Consider the following 17,091-nt stretch of genomic DNA (forward strand, 5'->3'; position numbering starts at 1 on the left):
CATGCGGGGCGGCGGACACCTCCGCGAGCATCGCCCTCTGTACACGGATGGAACCACGGCAGACCATGGGAGCGCTCCCAGCCCTCTAACACTGGAGATGATCGCTCGTGAGACTCCAACGCGGCCTCCGCAAATGGGCCGTGACCGTGACCGCCGCGAGTGTCGCGGCCTTAGGGCTCGTCGTCGGCCAGAGCACGGCCGCCAACGCCGCCGTCGCCTGCGACGTGACCTACTCTGCCAATTCGTGGACGAGCAGCCCCGGCCAGGGCGGTTTCACCGCGAGCATCACGTTGAAGAACACCGGTGACCCCATCACCTCGTGGAACCTGGGCTTCGACTTCCCGACCACAGGTCAGAAGTACACCCCGACGGGCTGGGGGGCCAACTGGAGCCAGTCGGGCACCCGTGTGACCGGGACGAACATGCCGTACAACGGCAGCCTGGGCACCGGCGGCTCGGTCTCCATCGGCTTCAACGGCACCTGGACCGGCAGCAACCCGAGCCCGACCACGTTCACCGTGAACGGGGTCACCTGTGGTGGCGGTAACCCGACCACCCCGTCGGTGGTCACCTCGGCCAGCTCGGTCGCGGTGAACGAGGGCGGCACGGCCACGTTCACGGCCAAGCTCTCCTCCGCGCCGTCTGCCAACGTGACCGTCACCACGACGCGGGCCAGCGGTGACACCGACCTGTCCGTCAGCTCGGGCGGCTCACTGACCTTCACCCCGTCCAACTGGAACACCGCCCAGACCGTCACCCTGGCCGCGGCCCAGGACTCCGACACGACCGCGGGCACCGCCTCCTTCACCGTCGGCGGCACCGGCGTCACCCCGGCCACGGTCTCCGCCACCGAGGTGGACGACGACGCCGTGGTGGAGCAGTCGATCATCGTGACGCCGACCGCGGTGACCGTGCCCGAGGGCGCCACCGCCACGTACACCGTGCGCCTGGCCGCCGCGCCGACCTCGAACGTGACCGTCACCTCGACGGCGGGCACCGGCGACACCAACATCACCGTCTCCAGCGGCGGCAGCCTCACCTTCACGCCGTCCAACTGGAACACCCCGCAGACGGTCACCCTGGCCGCCTCCGAGGACTCCGACACGGCCAACGGCAGCCGCACCGTCACCGTCGCCTCGACCGGCCTGACCTCCAGGACGGTCACCGCCACCGAGGCCGACAACGACGGCGGCACCCCCGGCGGCCACGTCGAGAACCCGTACGCCGGCGCCACCGGCTACGTCAACCCCGACTGGAAGGCCAAGGCCCAGGCCGAGCCCGGCGGCTCCGCGGTGGCCAACACCTCCACCGCCGTCTGGCTGGACCGCATCGCGGCCATCGCCGGCTCCTCCTCCGCCATGGGCCTGCGCGCCCACCTGGACGAGGCCGTCAGGCAGGACGCCGCCAACGGCTCCACGCCGCTGACCGTCCAGTTCGTCATCTACGACCTGCCCAACCGCGACTGCTCGGCGCTGGCCTCCAACGGCGAGCTGCTCATCGCCGAGAACGGGCTCAACCGCTACAAGGCCGAGTACATCGACCCGATCGCGGCGATCATGAGCGACTCCGCGTACTCGAACCTGCGCATCGTCACGATCATCGAGCCCGACTCGCTGCCCAACCTGGTCACCAACCTCAGCTTCGCCAAGTGCGCCGAGGCCAACTCGACTGGCGCCTACGTCGACGGCGTCCGCTACGCGCTGAACAAGCTGCACGCCATCACCAACGTCTACACCTACGTCGACGCCGCCCACCACGCCTGGCTCGGCTGGGACTCGAACTTCAACCCGACGGTCAATCTCTTCTACAACACCGTGGCCGGCGCCACCGCCGGTGTGGACAGCGTGGACGGCTTCATCGTCAACACCGCCAACTACGGCGCGACCACCGAGCCGTACTTCACCATCAACACGATGGTGAACAACACCTCGATCCGGCAGTCCAAGTGGGTCGACTGGAACTGGTACGTCGACGAGCAGTCGTTCGCCACCGCCCTGCGCAGCGCCCTCATCTCCAAGGGCTTCAGGAACGGGCTCGGCATGCTGATCGACACCTCGCGCAACGGCTGGGGCGGCACCGCCCGCCCGAGCGGGCCGAGCACCTCGACCAACGTGGACGAGTTCGTCAACCAGTCGCGTACCGACCGCCGCATCCACGCCGGCAACTGGTGCAACCAGAGCGGTGCCGGCCTGGGCGCGCGGCCGACCGCCAACCCGGCGGCCGGGTTCGACGCCTACGTCTGGATCAAGCCTCCGGGCGAGTCGGACGGCGCCAGCTCGGACATCCCGAACGACGAGGGCAAGAAGTTCGACCGGATGTGCGACCCGACCTACCACGGCAACAACCTCAACGGCAACAACCTGAGCGGCGCGCTGCCCAACTCGCCGCTGTCGGGGCGCTGGTTCTCGGCGCAGTTCCAGGAGCTGCTGAGGAACGCCTACCCGCCCGTCAACTGACGACAGTCAGGGCCGGGGGCCATCGCCCCCGGCATGAGCCCGAGCGACCCGCCTGACCCGGGTCTCTCGGAGGGACCCGCCTGACCCGGGTCCCTCGAACACCCGAAGGGGCCCCGTACGCGGGGCCCCTTCACCTACTTCTGCGCCACTCCGAGACGATCTCGTCGACGTCGAAGGGCATCAGGTTGAGCGGCGGGCCGGACAGCCCCGTCCTGATCGCATCGCGGATCTTCTGGTTGATCTCGCCGAGGATCCGCCGCACCTCGGTCTCCGACCTGGCTCCGCGCGCGTCGGCCAGCGCCTCCTCCGCCTGCTTGCGCAGCGCCAGCGTGGGCGGCAGGGGCATCGACAGCCCTTCGCTCTCGATCTTCTGCTTGATCCACCACATGTCGTCGTGCGGCCGGTTCGGCAGCGGCTTCCCGGCCCCGGGCAGGTCGTCGAACTCGCCGCGCTCCTGCGCCTCGCGGATCTGCCGGTCGACCCAGCTCTCGAACGGCATGCCCAGGGGTTTCCGCTCGGTCAAGACGGCCTCCTCAGGCCAGGTTGTGACTGGGGGTCAGCGGGCCACGCCAGCCGAGCATGGCCTCGGTCATGCGTACGGACGCGACCGTGGCGGCCACGTCGTGCACCCGCAGGATGCGGGCGCCCTTGACGATCGAGAAGACGTTGGCGGCGATCGTGCCCTCCGTCCGCTCCCCCTGGGGCCGGTCGAGCGTCTCGCCGATGAAGTCCTTGTTGGACAGGGCCACCAGCGTCGGGTAGCCGATCGCGGTGATCTCCTCCAGCCGCCGGGTGAGCTCCAGGGAGTGGAAGGTGTTCTTGTTCAGGTCGTGGCCGGGGTCGATGACGATCTTGTCAGGGGCGATCCCGGCCTCCAGCGCGTACGCGACCCGCTCGCGCAGGTAGCCGGCCACCTCGGAGACGACGTCCCGGTAGCTCGGCCGGAAGACGCGCCTGCCCGGGCCGCCGAGGCTGTGCGTGACGATCACGCTGACGCCGGACTTGGCGGCGAACTCCGCCATGCCGGGCTCGCGCAGGCCGTTGGTGTCGTTGATCACGTCCGCGCCCGCCTCGACGGCCGCCCGCGCCACCTCGGGCCGGTGGGTGTCGACGGAGATGACGGCGTCGGTGGCCTTTCTGACGTCGGCGATGACCGGGGCGACCCTGTCGATCTCCTCGTCCGGACCGATCTGCGTCTGAGCGGCGCTGAAGGCGAACCCGCCGATGTCCACCCAGTCGGCCCCGTCGTCCACGGCCCGGCACGCCGCCGCCACGGCGCTGTCGAGCTCGAACGTACGGCCCTGGTCGTGGAAGGAGTTGGGCGTCCTGTTGACGATGGCCATGATGGCGACCTGACGCGCGAAATCGAACTCCCGCCGCCCGATGCGCCGGACGGGCGAGATGATCCCGGGGGAAAGCGCTTCGCCGCTCACGTAGTGAGCCTACCTGCCCCTCAACCGCCCGGGACGGGGCGGGGGTCAGGCGGTGAAGCGGCCGAAGGGGCGGCAGCCGGCCATCACGCGGATGCGTTTCATGGCCTCGTGGGCCGCGCGATCGGGCCCGGTCGGCAGCCGCATCGTGAGCAGGACCGTCGTCCCCTCGGGACCGGTGTCGAAGTCGGCCGTGTCGCACAGCCGGCGGATGAGGTAGATCCCCCTGCCGCCCTGGGCGAGGTCGAGCGGGCTGGTGCTGCCGTTGACGTACCCGTCGGGGATGCCCACCCCCTCGTCGGACGTCTCCGAGCGGATGACGCCGTTCACCGTCCACAGCTTGAAGTACCCATGCCCGCCCCCGTGCTCCACGGCGTTGACGACGCTCTCGTGCACGGCCAGGACGAAGTCGTCCAGCCGAGGGCTGCTCAGCCCGCAGTTCCTGGCGCACTCGGCCACGGCGCGGCGCAGCCTGGTGACGTCGTCAAGGGTGAAGGGCTGAGCCATCAGGGTCCGCATGCGCTCCCTCCGTGTCGTCCGACAGGGCGGCTTTTGCGCTTCAGGACCTCGCGTCGTGTGTCACGTTCCCCCGGAGGAGACGACTTACACCCCGGACGCCCCACCGACACCGGCGGCGAGCTCCTTGACGCGGCCTACGGGCCCGCCGTCGGGGGCCAGCGGCGCGGTGTCCATGCCGGCCCCGTCGTGCAGCCCCTCGAACAGCTCCCGCATGGCCTCCCACGACGGGTGCCGCGGCGTCCACCCCAGCACGTCCCTGGCGCGGTCGGTCTTCATGATCGGGGCCCGCAGGACCAGGTCCAGCAGGCCGGGCGCGGCCGGCAGGAGCCGCATGTGCCAGGCCGCCGCCATGACCGTCCTGGCCACGGTGGGCGAGACCGGGACCGTACGGGTGCCGAGCAGCTTGGCCAGGTCGGGCGGGTCGAGCACGGGCGCGGCGGCGAGGTTGAACGCCCCCCGCACGTCCTTGGTGACGGCCAGCAGGTACGCCTCCGCCGCGTCCTCCGCGTGCAGCGCCTGCAGCCGCAGGCCCGGGATGTCGGGCACGAACGGGACCCGCCCCTCCTTGATCAGCCATCCCGGCACGAACGGCCCGCCGAACAGCCTGCGCTGCTCGGTGGCGGCCGCCCGCTGGAAGACGAACCCCGGCCGCATCCGCACCACCCGGATGCTCGGGTGATCGTGTTCGAAGACGTCGAGCACCCGCTCGACGTACGCCTTCTCCCGCCCGTACGCGGTCCCCGGCCAGCCGTGCGTGGGCCAGCTCTCGTCCACCGCCCGGTCCTTGGGCCCCGGTGAGTACGCGCCCACGGAAGAGGCGTGGACGAGCGCGGGCACCCCCGCCTCGGCGACGGCGCGGAAGACGCGCATGCTGCCGAGCACGTTCGCCCGCCAGGTCGTCGCCGGGTCCCTGGTGGGCTGGAACAGCCACGCGAGATGGACGACGGCGTCCGCCCCGTCGAAGATCCGCGTCAGATCCGCGGTCGCGACGTCCGCCTGCCGCCAATCGGTGCGGTCGATCCGCCACCCGGGCAGCCGACGGGCGACCCCGACGATCGAGGTCACGCCGTCGTCGGCGGCCAGCGCACGTACCACGCTGGTGCCGACGTTCCCGGTTGCCCCCACCACGACGACTCTCATGGGTGCTTCGCTGCCCGCCGATCGGGCAGCGAAACCCCTATGACCTGCCAGATTATGGCTGGAGCAGGATCTTGACGGCTCCGTCGGACTTCTTCTGGAACATCTCGTACGCCATGGGCGCCTGTTCCAGGGGCATCCGATGGGTGGCGAGGTCCATCACGCCGAGCGGATCCGACTCGTCGGTCACCAGCGGCATCAGCGCGCCGGTCCACCGCCGGACATGGGCCTGCCCCATCCGCATCGTGATGCCCTTGTCGAACATGCGCAGCATGGGCATGGGGTCCGTCATGCCCCCGTAAGTGCCGACGACGGAGATGACGCCGCCGCGCCGTACGCAGTCGATGGCCTGGTTGAGGGCGGAGAGGCGGTCGACGCCCGTGTGCGACATGAGCGGCGCGGCCACCGCGCCCGGCAGCATCGTGGTGAGCGTCTGGGCGAGTCTGGCGGCAGGGGAGCCGTGGGCCTCCATGCCGACCGCGTCGATGACGGAGTCCGTGCCGCGCCCGGAGGTCCGCTGGCGGATCTCCTCGGGGACGTCGGTGATCTCGCTCGCGTCGATGACCTCGGCGCCGTATCGGCGGGCCATCTCCAGTCGCTGCGTGACGCCGTCCACGCCGATCACCCGGTAGCCGAGGTGGCGGGCGATGCGGCAGCACATCTGGCCGATCGGGCCGAGGCCGAAGACCGTGACGCTGCCGCCCTCGGGGAGCTCCGCGTACTCGACGGCCTGCCAGGCGGTCGGCAGCACGTCGGACAGGTAGATGAAGCGCTCGTCCGGCGGCCCGTCGGGCACCTTGATCGGGCCGAACTGCGCCTCGGGCACCCGCAGGTACTGGGCCTGCCCGCCGGGCACCTGGCCGTAGAGCTTGGTGTAGCCGTACAGGGCCGCTCCGGTGCCCTGCTCGCGCACCTGCGTGGTCTCGCACTGCGCGTAGAGCTGCATGTCGCACATGTGGCAGTGGCCGCAGGAGATGTTGAACGGGATGACCACGCGGTCGCCCGGCCTGATGTTCTCGATCGCGGAGCCGACCTCTTCGACGACTCCCATGGGCTCGTGCCCGAGGATGTCGCCCTCGGCCATGAACGGCCCGAGGACCTCGTACAGGTGGAGGTCGGAGCCGCAGATCCCGGCGCTGGTGACCCTGATGATCGCGTCGTTGGGCTCCTTGATGACCGGGTCGGGAACCTCCTCGACCCGTATGTCGCGCTTGCCGTGCCAGGTGACTGCCTTCATGGTGTCTCCTTACGAAAGGGGCACAAATGCCGCATACCCCCGCATAAGCCATCAAACCGGCGGCGACTCTGGGCGGCCTCCCGACACGCCAGGACCGCGGCAAAGGGCGAACGCTCAACACCAAAGTGCTTTACACGCTCCGTATTGGGTGAGTAACTATTGGTAGCTGACGCCTGACAGAAGGAGCCGCGCGCATGCCGGTGAGCTTCACTCAGCACAACGTTGGATCACGCATCGACCGCCGCCTGGCCGGTTTCCTCGAGACCTGGCGAGCTCCCGTCGACGACCCCGACGTCGAGGCGGCGTACCAGCTGCTCACCGACTTCGTCCTCAACGGCGGCAAGCGCATCAGGCCGCAGCTGTGCTACTGGGGCTGGCGGGGCGCCGGCGGAGGTGACGGCGACGAGATCATCACCGCCGCCGCGTCCTTGGAGCTGTGCCACGCCGGCCTGCTCATCCACGACGACATCATGGACGGCAGCGAGCTGCGGCGCGGGCGGGCCACCGTGCACAGGAGCCTGGCCGGGCTGCACCGCGGCCCGGGCTCGGACGCGTTCGGGCAGGCGGGCGGCATCCTGCTCGGCACACTCAGCCTGGCCTGGTCCGACACCATGTTGTCGTCGTGCGGCGTGGAGCCGCACCGGCTGCGGGCCGCGCACCACGTGTTCGACACCATGCGCACCGAGGTCATCAGCGGCCAGTACCTCGACGTCCTGGCCCAGCTCCGCTCGGGCGCGAGCGTGGACGAGGCGCTCACGGTGATCCGCTTCAAGACCGCCAAGTACACCGTCGAGCGGCCGCTGCAGATCGGTGGCGCGCTGGCCGGGGCCTCACTGGAGCTGCTGGAGTCCTACTCGCGCTTCGGCCTGCCGCTGGGCGAGGCGTTCCAGCTGCGCGACGACGTGCTCGGCACGTTCGGCCAGGAGTCGGAGACCGGCAAGTCGGCCCTGGACGACCTGCGCGAGGGCAAGCACACCGTGCTCGTCGCGCACGCCGTACGGCTGGCCACGCCCGCCCAGCTCACCCATCTCAGGAGCTGGCACGGCAACCCGGAGCTGACCGAGGAGCGCGCCGAAGAGGTGCGGCAGATCCTGCGCGACACGGGAGCGCTGGCCGAGGTCGAGGAAATGATCGAAGACCGCGTGCGCGAGGCCGTGACGGCGCTGGCCGCGGCGCGGATGGAGCCGGAGGCGGCGAGAGCGCTGGCCGTGCTGGCCGACCAGCTCGCGCACCGCACCAAGTAGGGGGTTCCCCGATGGGACAGGTACTTCTCGCGGCCCCGCGCGGCTTCTGCGCGGGCGTCGAGCGTGCGATCAGCACCGTCGAAGAGGCGTTGAGACGCTTCGGTCCACCGGTCTACGTGCGCAAACAGATCGTCCACAACACGTACGTGGTCGACGACCTCACCCGGCGCGGCGCGATCTTCGTCGAGGAGCTCGACGAGGTCCCCGACGGCTCGCTGGTCGTCTTCTCCGCCCACGGCGTCGCGCCGGCGGTGAAGGACGAGGCGGGGCTGCGCGGCCTGCGGACGATCGACGCCACGTGCCCGCTGGTCACGAAGGTCCACAAAGAGGCCGTACGCATGGCCGGGGCGGGCTACGAGATCGTGCTCATCGGCCACGCCGAGCACGAGGAGGTCGAGGGCACGTTCGGCGAGGCCCCCGACCGCATCCACGTCGTGGACCCGGCCAGGCCGGACGAGGTGACGGCGAGCGGCTCGCGCCCGATGAGCTGGCTGTCGCAGACCACGCTGGCCGTCGACGAGACCATGCAGGCCGTCGCCGAGCTGCGCAAACGCTTCCCCCAGCTGGTAGACCCGCCCAGCGACGACATCTGCTACGCCAGCCAGAACCGCCAGGAGGCGATCACCAGGATCGCCCCGCGGTGCGAGCTGGTCATCGTCGTCGGCTCCGCCAACTCGTCCAACTCGCGGCGGCTGGTCGAAGTGGCCCTCGGCGCGGGCGCCGGCGCGGCCTACCTGGTCGACCGGGCCGCCGACGCCGACGAGCGCTGGCTCGACGGCGTGCGCACCGTCGGGGTCAGCTCCGGCGCCTCCGTCCCCGAGCGGCTGGTCGGGGACTTACTCGGCTGGCTCGCCGCCCACGGATACGACGACGTGGAGCCGGTGACCGTGACCGAGGAGACCCTCACGTTCTCCCTGCCGCTCGAAATCCGATCCACCCGCAACCCCGGCTAGGTCCCAAACCCAGATTGGTGGTGCAGCACGATGACCGAAACGACGAACCCGACCACACCCGAGGCCGTCAACGGCAACGGACAGCTCAGCCTCAGCACCGAGGCCGCCAGACAGCTCTCGACCACGACCAAGACGGCGCCGCAGATGCAGGAGATCACCTCCCGCTGGCTGCTGCGGCTGTTGCCGTGGGTGCAGTGCTCGGGCGGTGTGTTCCGGGTCAACCGGCGGCTGACGTACGAGCTGGGTGACGGCCGCATCACGTTCAGCACGACCGGTTCGGACGTGCGGGTCATCCCTGCGGAGCTGACCGAGCTGCCCATGCTGCGCGGCTTCGACGACACGGAGGTGCTGGGGGCGCTGGCCGATCGTTTCGCCCAGCGGGAGGTGGAGGCCGGCGAGGAGATCGTCTCCGAGGGCCGCCCCGTTGACCGGCTGGTGCTGATCGCCCATGGCCGGGTGGCCAAGGTGAGCCGCGGCGCGTACGGCGACGAGCAGAACCTCGGCGTCCTGGCCGACGGCGACTATCTCGGTGAGGCGACACTGACGGAGGGCGGCCGTTTCGACTTCACCGCGCGGGCCAAGACCAAGACCACCGTTCTCACGCTGTCCCGGCAGGACTTCGAGCAGCTCGCCGAGCAGGCGCCCGGCCTGCGCGAGCACCTGGACCAGTGGCTTGCCGCGAGCGGGGAGCACGCCCACAACGACTACGGCGAAGCCGCGATCGACATGGCGGCCGGCCACAGCGGCGAGCCCGTGCTGCCCGGCACGTTCGTGGACTACGAGCAGAGCCCGCGCGAATATGAGCTGAGCGTGGCGCAGACGGTCCTGCGGGTGCACACCCGGGTCTCCGACCTGTACAACCAGCCGATGAGCCAGCTCGACCAGCAGCTCCGCCTCACCATCGAGGCCCTGCGCGAGCGGCAGGAACACGAGATGGTCAACAACAAGGAGTTCGGCCTGCTCCACAACGCCGACTTCAGCCAGCGCATCCGCACCCGCTCCGGCCGTCCCACCCCCGACGACCTCGACGACCTGCTGGCCACCGTGTGGAAGGACCCGGCGTTCTTCCTGGCGCACCCGCAGGCCATCGCGGCCTTCGGCCGGGAGTGCAGCAAGCGCGGCGTCTACCCGCAGTCCATCGAGGCCTTCGGGCACAAGGTGCCGGCCTGGCGGGGCATCCCGATCTTCCCGTGCAACAAGATCCCCATCTCCTCCACGTACACGACGTCGTTCCTGCTCATGCGTACCGGCCAGGAGAACCAGGGCGTCGTCGGCCTGCACCAGACCGGCATCCCCGACGAGTACCAACCGAGCCTGTCGGTCCGGTTCATGAACATCAACGAGAAGGCGGTCATCTCCTACCTGGTGAGTGCGTACTACTCGCTGGCGGTGCTCGTGCCTGACGCGCTCGGCGTGCTGGAGGACGTCGAGGTCGGCAGGAACGGCTGAGCGAGGGACCGGACGGCCGGCACCGCCTGCGCGCGGTGCCGGCCGAGTACTTACCTGAAGGAGTTGCCATGAGCCAGCCGTTCGAACTGCCGGACTTCTACATGCCGTATCCGGCTCGGCTGAACCCGCATCTCGAAGAGGCTCGCGCGCACTCCAGACAGTGGGCGCGCGAGCTGGGCATGTCCGAAGGCTCGGGCATCTGGGAGGAGGCCGATCTCGACGCCCACGACTACGCGCTGCTGTGCGCGTACACGCACCCCGACTGCGACGCCGTCGAGCTCTGCCTGATCACCGACTGGTACGTGTGGGTCTTCTTCTTCGACGACCACTTCCTGGAGGTCTTCAAGCGCACCGGCGACCTGGCGGGCAGCAAGGCGTATCTCGACCGGATCGCGCAGTTCATGCCGATGGGCGATGACCTGACCATGCCCGAGCCCACCAACCCGGTCGAGGCGGGCCTGGCCGACCTGTGGGTGCGTACGGTGCCCAGCAGGTCCGCGGACTGGCGGGCGCGCTTCGCCGAGAGCACCGGAAACCTGCTGAACGAGTCCCTCTGGGAGCTGGCCAACATCAACCGGGGGCGGGTGGCCAACCCGGTCGAGTACATCGAGATGCGCCGCAAGGTCGGCGGGGCTCCCTGGTCGGCGGGGCTCGTCGAGCACGCGGTGGGCGCCGAGGTGCCCGCCCGGCTCGCCGGCACCCGGCCGCTGCGGGTGCTGAAGGACGCCTTCTCGGACGCGGTTCACCTGCGTAACGACCTGTTCTCGTACGAGCGGGAGGTCGGGGACGAGGGCGAGCTGAGCAACGGCGTGCTGGTCCTGGAGAAGTTCCTGGGGTGCGGCACGCAGGAGGCCGCGGACGCGGTCAACGACCTGCTGACCTCACGGCTGCAGCAGTTCGAGCACACGGCGCTGGGCGAGCTGGGCCCGCTGTTCGTGGAGTACGGCGTCGACCCGCTCACGGCGGCCGGCGTGCTGGCCTACGTCAAGGGGCTGCAGGACTGGCAGTCGGGCGGTCACGAGTGGCACCTGCGCTCCAGCCGGTACATGAACCAGCGGGTCGCCGCCCGCAAGCCGCTGGGCATGCCGTCGATCGTCAACCTGCTGGGGGCCAAGCGGCTGCGTAACTTCACGTACATGCCGTACCAGCGGGTGGGGCCCTCCCGGATCCCCGATCTGTACGTGCCCTTCCAGGTCCGGCTGTCGCCCCATCTCGACGCCGCCCGGCGCAACACCGTGGCCTGGTGCGGGGAGATGGGGATGCTCGACTCGACCGTGTGGGACGAGGGGCGGCTGGTCGACCTCGACCTGCCTCTGTGCGTCGCGGGCATGCATCCCGACGGCGATCCCGAGGAGCTGGACCTGGGGTCGTACTGGATGGCGTGGGGCACGTACGCGGACGACTATTTCCCGGCCGTCTTCGGTCGGTCACGCAACCTCGCGGCGGCCAGGATCGCGGTGGAGCGGTTCTCGGCGTTCATGCCGCTGGACGGCTCGCCCGCGCCGCCGCCCGCGAGCGTCCTGGAGCGGGGCCTGGCCGACGTCTGGGCGCGTACGGTGGGGCCGATGTCGCCGGAGGGGCGCCGCGAGCTGCGCGAGGCGGTCGAGAGCACGTGCCTCGCCTGGCTGTGGGAGCTGGGCAACCAGTTCGCCAACCGCATCCCCGACCCCGTCGACTTCATGGAGATGCGCAGGCAGGCCGCCGGCAGCGATCTGACCATGGGTTTCACCCGGCTGCGGCACGGCCGGCGGCTCCCCCGTGAGCTGCGCGAGAGCGGGCCGATCCGGTCGCTGGAGAACACCGTCGCCGACTGCGGGACGCTGATCAACGACGTCTTCTCCTATCAGAAGGAGATCGAGTTCGAGGGGGACCTGCACAACGGCATCCTGGTGGTGCAGCACTTCTTCGACTGCGACTACCCGACGGCGCTCGGCATCGTGACCGACCTGCAGGCCTCGCGGATGGGCCAGTTCCAGCACATCGTCAAGCAGGAGCTGCCGATCTTGTGCGACGACCTCGGCCTCGACGAGGAAACCCGGCGGGACCTCGACGCGTTCGTGGACGGGCTGCGCAACTGGGTGGCCGGGGTGTTCCACTGGCACCACAACTGCTCCCGGTTCGACGAGGACTCGCTGCGCCGCCACAACCGGGTGCCCGAGCGGCGGCTGGGCGGGCCGACCGGTCTCGGCACCTCGGGGGCCTACGCGGGCAGGTGATGGGTACGGGGCTCGTAGAACCAGCCCATCATGCGGAGCAGTCGCCGCTGGTACGGCGTGACGTTGTGCAGGCGGATCCACCGCTCCGCGGGCGGCAGCATGGGCATGACGAGCACCCGCAGGCCGGAGACGTCGATGAAGGTCAGCTCACCCGTGTCGACGACGATGTACGCGCCCTGGCGGCAGCCCTCCAGGGTGCCGGCCACCGCGGGACTGTTGGAGGCGTCGATCTCGCCGACCAGCGCGACAGACGGCGGTCCGGGCGCCGCGCGCACCGTGATCGTCAGCTGCCCATCCTGGTAGAGCAACCGCTCTTGGACGCTCACGCTCTTCGCCCCCCAACACGCACGCTCTGGGGGTGTAATCCTGCTCTGGCAAATAACCAAAACCCAGGTTACACGAAGTATGTTTGGCTATGTAATTTTCGCCGGAAAATGACCGAATTACGGGGAAATTATGAAGGGCACGGCATGGCCGTGCCCTTGACTGCTGCGGATGATCCGACTCGAAACGGTGCCTCGCCGGCCCGGGGAGCGCTCCGGTAAGGTGCCGCCACGGGGGCCGTGGCTACCGGAGCGCCCTCACGTCAGGCGTGCGCGCTCAGTTGTTGTCGCCCACGTGGGACTGGTTGTTGAGCAGGTTGATGTCGAGGTCCTGCAGGTGACCGATGGTCGCGGCGTCGATGTACTTCACGGAGTCGTTGAGGACGTCGTTGGCCAGCGTGAGGTCGTCGAGCAGGCTCAGCTGGCTGAGGATCTGCTGCTTCTTGTTGAACGCGTTGGGACCGACGTCGGCGGAGGCGCTCGTTGCCGAGAACCCGAGCAGGCAACCCGCGATCGCTGCACCAGCGAGAATGCGACGCATCATTTCTTGTTTCTCCTTCGTCGGAATTGGCGCGGGATGCGCGTCATCTGAATCACTCGCACCGGGCTGCGAGATTCCAGGAATAACATTCTCGCGACGTCTCGACGGGTCGCAACCCGACTGTGCTAAGCCGGAGTCAAATGCGCGCAGCATTTCCTTGATTGTTGATCATGGATCGTCCGGATATATACGACTAGACCGGATTTGCCCTGGGGTGGTGCGGGGGCAGTTTTTCAGCTTATGGCCATACGGACACCCCGTATGGCCAAAGTCCGTTTTATCGCCATAGAGAAGGAGGAATGTTATCGGGAGAACGGGCCGGCGGAGGCGCGTCGACGGGAGCGCTGAATATGTCATGAATGGAACACGGCGGCTACTGCCAATAGCACTGGCACCGGCGATTCTGTGCGCCGTTCCGGCCATTCCCGCGGTCGCCCAGCGATCGGCGGGCGGAGCGATCGCGGTACGTGCGGCGATAGAGATGATCGGCGTCCCGTACTCGTGGGGCGGCGGCGGGGTGAACGGCCCCGGGTTCGGCACCGGCAGAGGCGCCAGGACGTGGGGATTCGACTGCTCGGGGCTCACGGAATACGCGTGGGCGCGGGCGGGGGTGTCGATCGGCTCGACCACGCGGGAGCAGTGGCGCTCCGGGATCCGGATACCCAAGGAGCGGGCGGAGCCGGGGGATCTGGTCTTCTTCGACAACAACTCTCACAGTCCCGGGCCCGAGCACGTCGGCATCGTCGTGGACGCGACGCGGATGGTGCACGCCCCGTACACCGGCCAATCCATACGGGTGGACCCGCTCGGCAGGCGTACCATCCTCGGCGTGGTCCGGCCGAGCAACGCCGGGATGAACGGCCACGCGCTGAGCTCCGCGACCCCGGACGACGGCGACGCCCCGAGCTCCGCCGCCGTGAACGGCCACGCGGCCCAGGTCGTCCTGCAGTGATCGACCTGGGCCGCGGAACGGCGAGCTCGGTGCGCACCGGGCCCGTTTTTGCGGTTCACCTCAAGGCACCAGGAAGACGACCTTGGCCGGGCGGAATCCCCTCCCGGGAACCGCCGATCGGCTTCCTGCCTACGCCACGAGAGGAGCCGTCAGTTGTTGTCGCCCGTGTTCTCCTGGTTGTTCAGGATGTTGGCATCGATGTCCTGCAGGTGGAGGAGGGTCAGGATGTCGACGTACTTCACGGAGTCGTTGAGGACGTCGTTGAGCGCGGTCAGGTCGTCCAGTGCGCTCAGCTGACTCAGGATGGACTGTCCGCTGTTGTGCGGGTTGGGGCCGACGCTGGCCGAGGCTCCCGTTGCGGAGAAGCCGAACGCGGTGGCCGCGATTGCTGCACCGGCCAGAATTCGACGGATCATGTGTGCTTTCCTCCATGGATCGGCGCCGGAATTCCAGCGCCTAGTCGTTTGTGCAGGGCTGTGAGGTGCCGGAAATAACCATCGCGGCAGGCGGCCGGAACTGCAACTCAAAAAGCCCTCCTCGTGGTCAAGGCGACACCTCGTTTTCTTGGCACGGGTTTTTCACGCCCGTCGCCGGAACGCGACTCACTCCCGGAGTTCTGAGCCCTTTCAACGGGATTCGTTTTGGCTCTTCTCGCACATGACGGGTCGATCCTGCACTGCCGTTTAGGAAACGATCGCCCGAAACTTGAGAAGCGCTCCTACGCCTCCCGGCGTACCCGGAGTGCCCTCCGGGGGCTGACGTGCCGGGCGAACAAAGCGGCGAGGATGGCCGGCGAGTTCACTCAATGCGGAGGTGAGATCGATGCGGCCGCGTATCCGCAAGACGGTCATGGTTATCCACGTCATCGCGTCCGTCGCGCTGGTCGGCGAGGTGTGGGGCCTGGTCGTGCTGAATACGGCGGCGGCCCTGACAAAGGACGCCGGGCTGGCGCACGCGGCCTATCGGCTGATGCCCGCCTTGGTCTTCGCGGGCGGCATACCGCTCAGCCTCATCGCATTGATCAGCGGCATCACGCTGGGTCTGACCAGCCATTGGGGGCTGTTTCGCTATTACTGGGTGGCGGCCAAGCTCGTACTCCTGGTGGCCGTGATCTGCGTGGGCATGTTCCTGTTCGACCCCGAGGGAATGGTGACCGCCACCGAAGGCGGCGCCGCCGTCCCCGCCATCCGCCAGTGGGGGCAGGTGGCCGCACTGGGGACACAGATCGCCATGCTGATGACCGCGGCCACACTCTCCGTCTTCAAACCCCGCCGCAAACTCCGGTGACGGCCGAGTGGGTGGCGGAACACAAAAACGACCATGAATTCCACCCCGCCGTCGGCCGCCCACGTCCCACCGCGGGGAAGGGTGCCCAGGACGCGCGCCCGAAGGACGACGGCCCGAAGGACGCCCGCACGGACGACGCCGCGCACGGCCCTAAGGACGCCCGCACGCCGCTTCGGGGCCCCACCGCCGTCCCCAAGCGCCACACCGGCCGTCGGTGAGCAGCTCGGTTACGAGGGGGTGGTGAGGTGGTCGAGGGTGGTGGAGAGGTGGTGGAGGGCGGTGAGGCAGTCGCGGGCCACGTCCGCCCCCAGCGCCTCCACCAGCCGATCGGCGAAGGCCTGGTGGCCGGGGGTGATCTGGGCGATGGCCGCGCGCCCGGTGGCCGTGGGCTGGAGGAGCTTGGCGCGCCGGTGCGCCGGGTTGGGCTGGTATTCGGCCAGCCCCCGCTCCACCAGCAGGTCGGCGATCCGCTGCACCCCCTGCCTGGTCATCCCCATGACGCGGGCCACCCCCGCCACCGGGAGCGGCTCCCGCAGGACCGCCCCGAGCACCTGCCACCAGGCCGCCGTCATCCCCGCCGGGCGGGCCAGCCCCTCCGCCACCTGCAGGAACTGCCCGTTGAGCCGGAACGAGCCCAGCGCCAGGCCCGAGAGCAACTCCGCCGTCTCGGTCATGCCGCCATCAACACCTCGAACGCCGACGCGTCGCTGCTCCCGAACAACCGGAACCACGCGTCCAGCACCTCCGGACGGTAGATGTCGAGCCGGCGGAAGATCTCCCGCGCGAACGCCACCGGCTCCGTGGGCCCTGCCGTGATGAGGTCGCCCCCGAGCACCGCGTCCCGGTCGAGGTAGTGCTTGGCGCCCGCGTAACCGTCCTGCGCCTGCAGATACTGCACCACCGCGCTCGTGTGGTCGCGCGAGTCCAGGAGCCCTTCGCGGGCGAGCCCGGCGGTCGCGCCGCAGATGGCCGCCACCGGCACCCCCGCGTCCAGGAACTCCCCGGCCTTGGTGGCGAACGGCGTCAGCGACGGGCCCATGTCCCAAAGGTCGGCCCCGGGCAGGATGAGCAGCGCGCTGGAGTCGGGCGAGAGCTGGTCGAGCGCCAGGTCAGGGGTGACGCGCAGCCCGCCCATGCTGACGACGGGATCCGTGGTCAGGCCCACGGTGACGATCTCGTAGCCGCCCGGCTCGCGCTGGTAGCGCCCGTTGCGCAGGTGCGCGGTGGCGTGACCGGTCTCCCAGTCGGCGAACGTGTCGTAAACGGCGTGGTGCACGATTCCCTTCATGACAACATCTTGTCATTACGACAACATACTGTCAATGCGCAATCGTGGGAGGATACTCC

At 69.3% G+C, this 17,091-nt stretch carries 18 protein-coding genes; 8 read left to right on the plus strand and 10 right to left on the minus strand.

Going from position 1 to position 17,091, the window contains the following annotated elements:
* Positions 1-107 precede the first annotated feature (107 nt).
* Positions 108-2,456: a glycoside hydrolase family 6 protein gene (locus tag ACIBI9_RS24210; RefSeq protein WP_397224458.1), complete on the plus strand. Its 2,349-nt coding sequence runs from the start codon at positions 108-110 to the stop codon at positions 2,454-2,456.
* Positions 2,457-2,586: 130 nt separating this feature from the next.
* Here the strand turns inward: ACIBI9_RS24210 and ACIBI9_RS24215 are convergent, their stop codons facing one another.
* The 5 genes from ACIBI9_RS24215 to ACIBI9_RS24235 form a co-directional block, all read right to left on the minus strand.
* Positions 2,587-2,979, minus strand: coding sequence for a DUF1992 domain-containing protein (locus ACIBI9_RS24215; RefSeq protein WP_397224460.1), 393 nt, complete (start codon positions 2,977-2,979; stop codon positions 2,587-2,589).
* Positions 2,980-2,989: 10 nt separating this feature from the next.
* Positions 2,990-3,889 carry a dihydropteroate synthase gene (gene folP / locus ACIBI9_RS24220; RefSeq protein WP_397224462.1) on the minus strand — a complete coding sequence of 300 codons (900 nt, stop codon included), beginning with the start codon at positions 3,887-3,889 and terminating at the stop codon, positions 2,990-2,992.
* Positions 3,890-3,934: 45 nt separating this feature from the next.
* A complete protein-coding gene (locus ACIBI9_RS24225) occupies positions 3,935-4,405 on the minus strand; it encodes an ATP-binding protein (protein WP_397224464.1) in 471 nt (156 codons plus the stop codon).
* A gap of 84 nt (positions 4,406-4,489) precedes the next feature.
* The gene (locus tag ACIBI9_RS24230; protein WP_397224466.1) at positions 4,490-5,545 is read right to left on the minus strand and encodes an NAD-dependent epimerase/dehydratase family protein; all 1,056 of its coding nucleotides are present in this window, start codon (positions 5,543-5,545) and stop codon (positions 4,490-4,492) included.
* Positions 5,546-5,597: 52 nt separating this feature from the next.
* Positions 5,598-6,779 (minus strand): zinc-dependent alcohol dehydrogenase, encoded by a 1,182-nt coding sequence (locus tag ACIBI9_RS24235; protein ID WP_397224468.1) that lies wholly within the window; start codon positions 6,777-6,779, stop codon positions 5,598-5,600.
* Between the two features lie 194 nt (positions 6,780-6,973).
* Here ACIBI9_RS24235 and ACIBI9_RS24240 point away from each other — a divergent pair, with 194 nt between their 5' ends.
* The 4 genes from ACIBI9_RS24240 to ACIBI9_RS24255 all read left to right on the plus strand — a co-directional run bounded on the left by ACIBI9_RS24240 (position 6,974) and on the right by ACIBI9_RS24255 (position 12,641).
* Positions 6,974-8,023 (plus strand): polyprenyl synthetase family protein, encoded by a 1,050-nt coding sequence (locus tag ACIBI9_RS24240; RefSeq protein WP_397224470.1) that lies wholly within the window; start codon positions 6,974-6,976, stop codon positions 8,021-8,023.
* Between the two features lie 11 nt (positions 8,024-8,034).
* The gene (locus ACIBI9_RS24245) at positions 8,035-8,976 is read left to right on the plus strand and encodes a 4-hydroxy-3-methylbut-2-enyl diphosphate reductase (protein WP_397224472.1); all 942 of its coding nucleotides are present in this window, start codon (positions 8,035-8,037) and stop codon (positions 8,974-8,976) included.
* Positions 8,977-9,006: 30 nt separating this feature from the next.
* On the plus strand, positions 9,007-10,425 hold the full coding sequence (locus tag ACIBI9_RS24250; protein WP_397224474.1) for a family 2B encapsulin nanocompartment shell protein: 1,419 nt from the start codon (positions 9,007-9,009) through the stop codon (positions 10,423-10,425).
* Positions 10,426-10,493: 68 nt separating this feature from the next.
* On the plus strand, positions 10,494-12,641 hold the full coding sequence (locus ACIBI9_RS24255; protein WP_397224476.1) for a germacradienol/geosmin synthase: 2,148 nt from the start codon (positions 10,494-10,496) through the stop codon (positions 12,639-12,641).
* On the opposite strand, the gene ACIBI9_RS24260 is transcribed toward ACIBI9_RS24255, so the two are convergent.
* Together ACIBI9_RS24260 and ACIBI9_RS24265 are read right to left on the minus strand one after the other, a co-directional pair.
* The gene (locus tag ACIBI9_RS24260; RefSeq protein WP_397224478.1) at positions 12,626-12,967 is read right to left on the minus strand and encodes an STAS domain-containing protein; all 342 of its coding nucleotides are present in this window, start codon (positions 12,965-12,967) and stop codon (positions 12,626-12,628) included. The genes ACIBI9_RS24255 and ACIBI9_RS24260 overlap by 16 nt on opposite strands.
* A gap of 274 nt (positions 12,968-13,241) precedes the next feature.
* Complete coding sequence (locus tag ACIBI9_RS24265) at positions 13,242-13,508, minus strand: hypothetical protein (protein WP_363977835.1); 267 nt, start codon at positions 13,506-13,508, stop codon at positions 13,242-13,244.
* Positions 13,509-13,986: 478 nt separating this feature from the next.
* Between ACIBI9_RS24265 and ACIBI9_RS24270 the strand changes: the two genes are divergently transcribed.
* Complete coding sequence (locus ACIBI9_RS24270) at positions 13,987-14,457, plus strand: C40 family peptidase (RefSeq protein WP_397224480.1); 471 nt, start codon at positions 13,987-13,989, stop codon at positions 14,455-14,457.
* A 149-nt stretch (positions 14,458-14,606) separates the two neighbouring features.
* Here the strand turns inward: ACIBI9_RS24270 and ACIBI9_RS24275 are convergent, their stop codons facing one another.
* The gene (locus ACIBI9_RS24275; RefSeq protein WP_397224482.1) at positions 14,607-14,873 is read right to left on the minus strand and encodes a hypothetical protein; all 267 of its coding nucleotides are present in this window, start codon (positions 14,871-14,873) and stop codon (positions 14,607-14,609) included.
* A 406-nt stretch (positions 14,874-15,279) separates the two neighbouring features.
* Between ACIBI9_RS24275 and ACIBI9_RS24280 the strand changes: the two genes are divergently transcribed.
* Together ACIBI9_RS24280 and ACIBI9_RS24285 are read left to right on the plus strand one after the other, a co-directional pair.
* Entirely contained in the window at positions 15,280-15,744 is a 465-nt protein-coding gene (locus tag ACIBI9_RS24280; protein ID WP_397224484.1) for a hypothetical protein, read from the plus strand.
* Between the two features lie 11 nt (positions 15,745-15,755).
* Positions 15,756-15,962, plus strand: a complete 207-nt coding sequence (locus ACIBI9_RS24285; RefSeq protein ID WP_397224486.1) for a hypothetical protein — start codon at positions 15,756-15,758, stop codon at positions 15,960-15,962.
* 9 nt (positions 15,963-15,971) lie between these two features.
* On the opposite strand, the gene ACIBI9_RS24290 is transcribed toward ACIBI9_RS24285, so the two are convergent.
* Both ACIBI9_RS24290 and ACIBI9_RS24295 read right to left on the minus strand, forming a co-directional pair.
* Complete coding sequence (locus ACIBI9_RS24290) at positions 15,972-16,418, minus strand: MarR family winged helix-turn-helix transcriptional regulator (protein ID WP_397224488.1); 447 nt, start codon at positions 16,416-16,418, stop codon at positions 15,972-15,974.
* Complete coding sequence (locus ACIBI9_RS24295) at positions 16,415-17,032, minus strand: type 1 glutamine amidotransferase family protein (RefSeq protein WP_397224490.1); 618 nt, start codon at positions 17,030-17,032, stop codon at positions 16,415-16,417. The genes ACIBI9_RS24290 and ACIBI9_RS24295 overlap by 4 nt, the downstream gene beginning before the upstream one ends.
* Positions 17,033-17,091 lie beyond the last annotated feature (59 nt).

The sequence above is a fragment of the Nonomuraea sp. NPDC050451 genome (genome assembly GCF_044458585.1).

Coding starts and splice junctions, on each gene's coding strand:
- ACIBI9_RS24225 (WP_397224464.1), bottom strand. CDS start 4,405: ATGCGGACCCTGATGGCTCAGCCCTTCACCCTTGACGACGTCACCAGG.
- ACIBI9_RS24230 (WP_397224466.1), bottom strand. CDS start 5,545: ATGAGAGTCGTCGTGGTGGGGGCAACCGGGAACGTCGGCACCAGCGTG.
- ACIBI9_RS24235 (WP_397224468.1), bottom strand. CDS start 6,779: ATGAAGGCAGTCACCTGGCACGGCAAGCGCGACATACGGGTCGAGGAG.
- ACIBI9_RS24240 (WP_397224470.1), top strand. CDS start 6,974: ATGCCGGTGAGCTTCACTCAGCACAACGTTGGATCACGCATCGACCGC.
- ACIBI9_RS24245 (WP_397224472.1), top strand. CDS start 8,035: ATGGGACAGGTACTTCTCGCGGCCCCGCGCGGCTTCTGCGCGGGCGTC.
- ACIBI9_RS24250 (WP_397224474.1), top strand. CDS start 9,007: ATGACCGAAACGACGAACCCGACCACACCCGAGGCCGTCAACGGCAAC.
- ACIBI9_RS24255 (WP_397224476.1), top strand. CDS start 10,494: ATGAGCCAGCCGTTCGAACTGCCGGACTTCTACATGCCGTATCCGGCT.
- ACIBI9_RS24265 (WP_363977835.1), bottom strand. CDS start 13,508: ATGATGCGTCGCATTCTCGCTGGTGCAGCGATCGCGGGTTGCCTGCTC.
- ACIBI9_RS24270 (WP_397224480.1), top strand. CDS start 13,987: ATGATCGGCGTCCCGTACTCGTGGGGCGGCGGCGGGGTGAACGGCCCC.
- ACIBI9_RS24275 (WP_397224482.1), bottom strand. CDS start 14,873: ATGATCCGTCGAATTCTGGCCGGTGCAGCAATCGCGGCCACCGCGTTC.
- ACIBI9_RS24280 (WP_397224484.1), top strand. CDS start 15,280: ATGCGGCCGCGTATCCGCAAGACGGTCATGGTTATCCACGTCATCGCG.
- ACIBI9_RS24290 (WP_397224488.1), bottom strand. CDS start 16,418: ATGACCGAGACGGCGGAGTTGCTCTCGGGCCTGGCGCTGGGCTCGTTC.
- ACIBI9_RS24295 (WP_397224490.1), bottom strand. CDS start 17,032: ATGAAGGGAATCGTGCACCACGCCGTTTACGACACGTTCGCCGACTGG.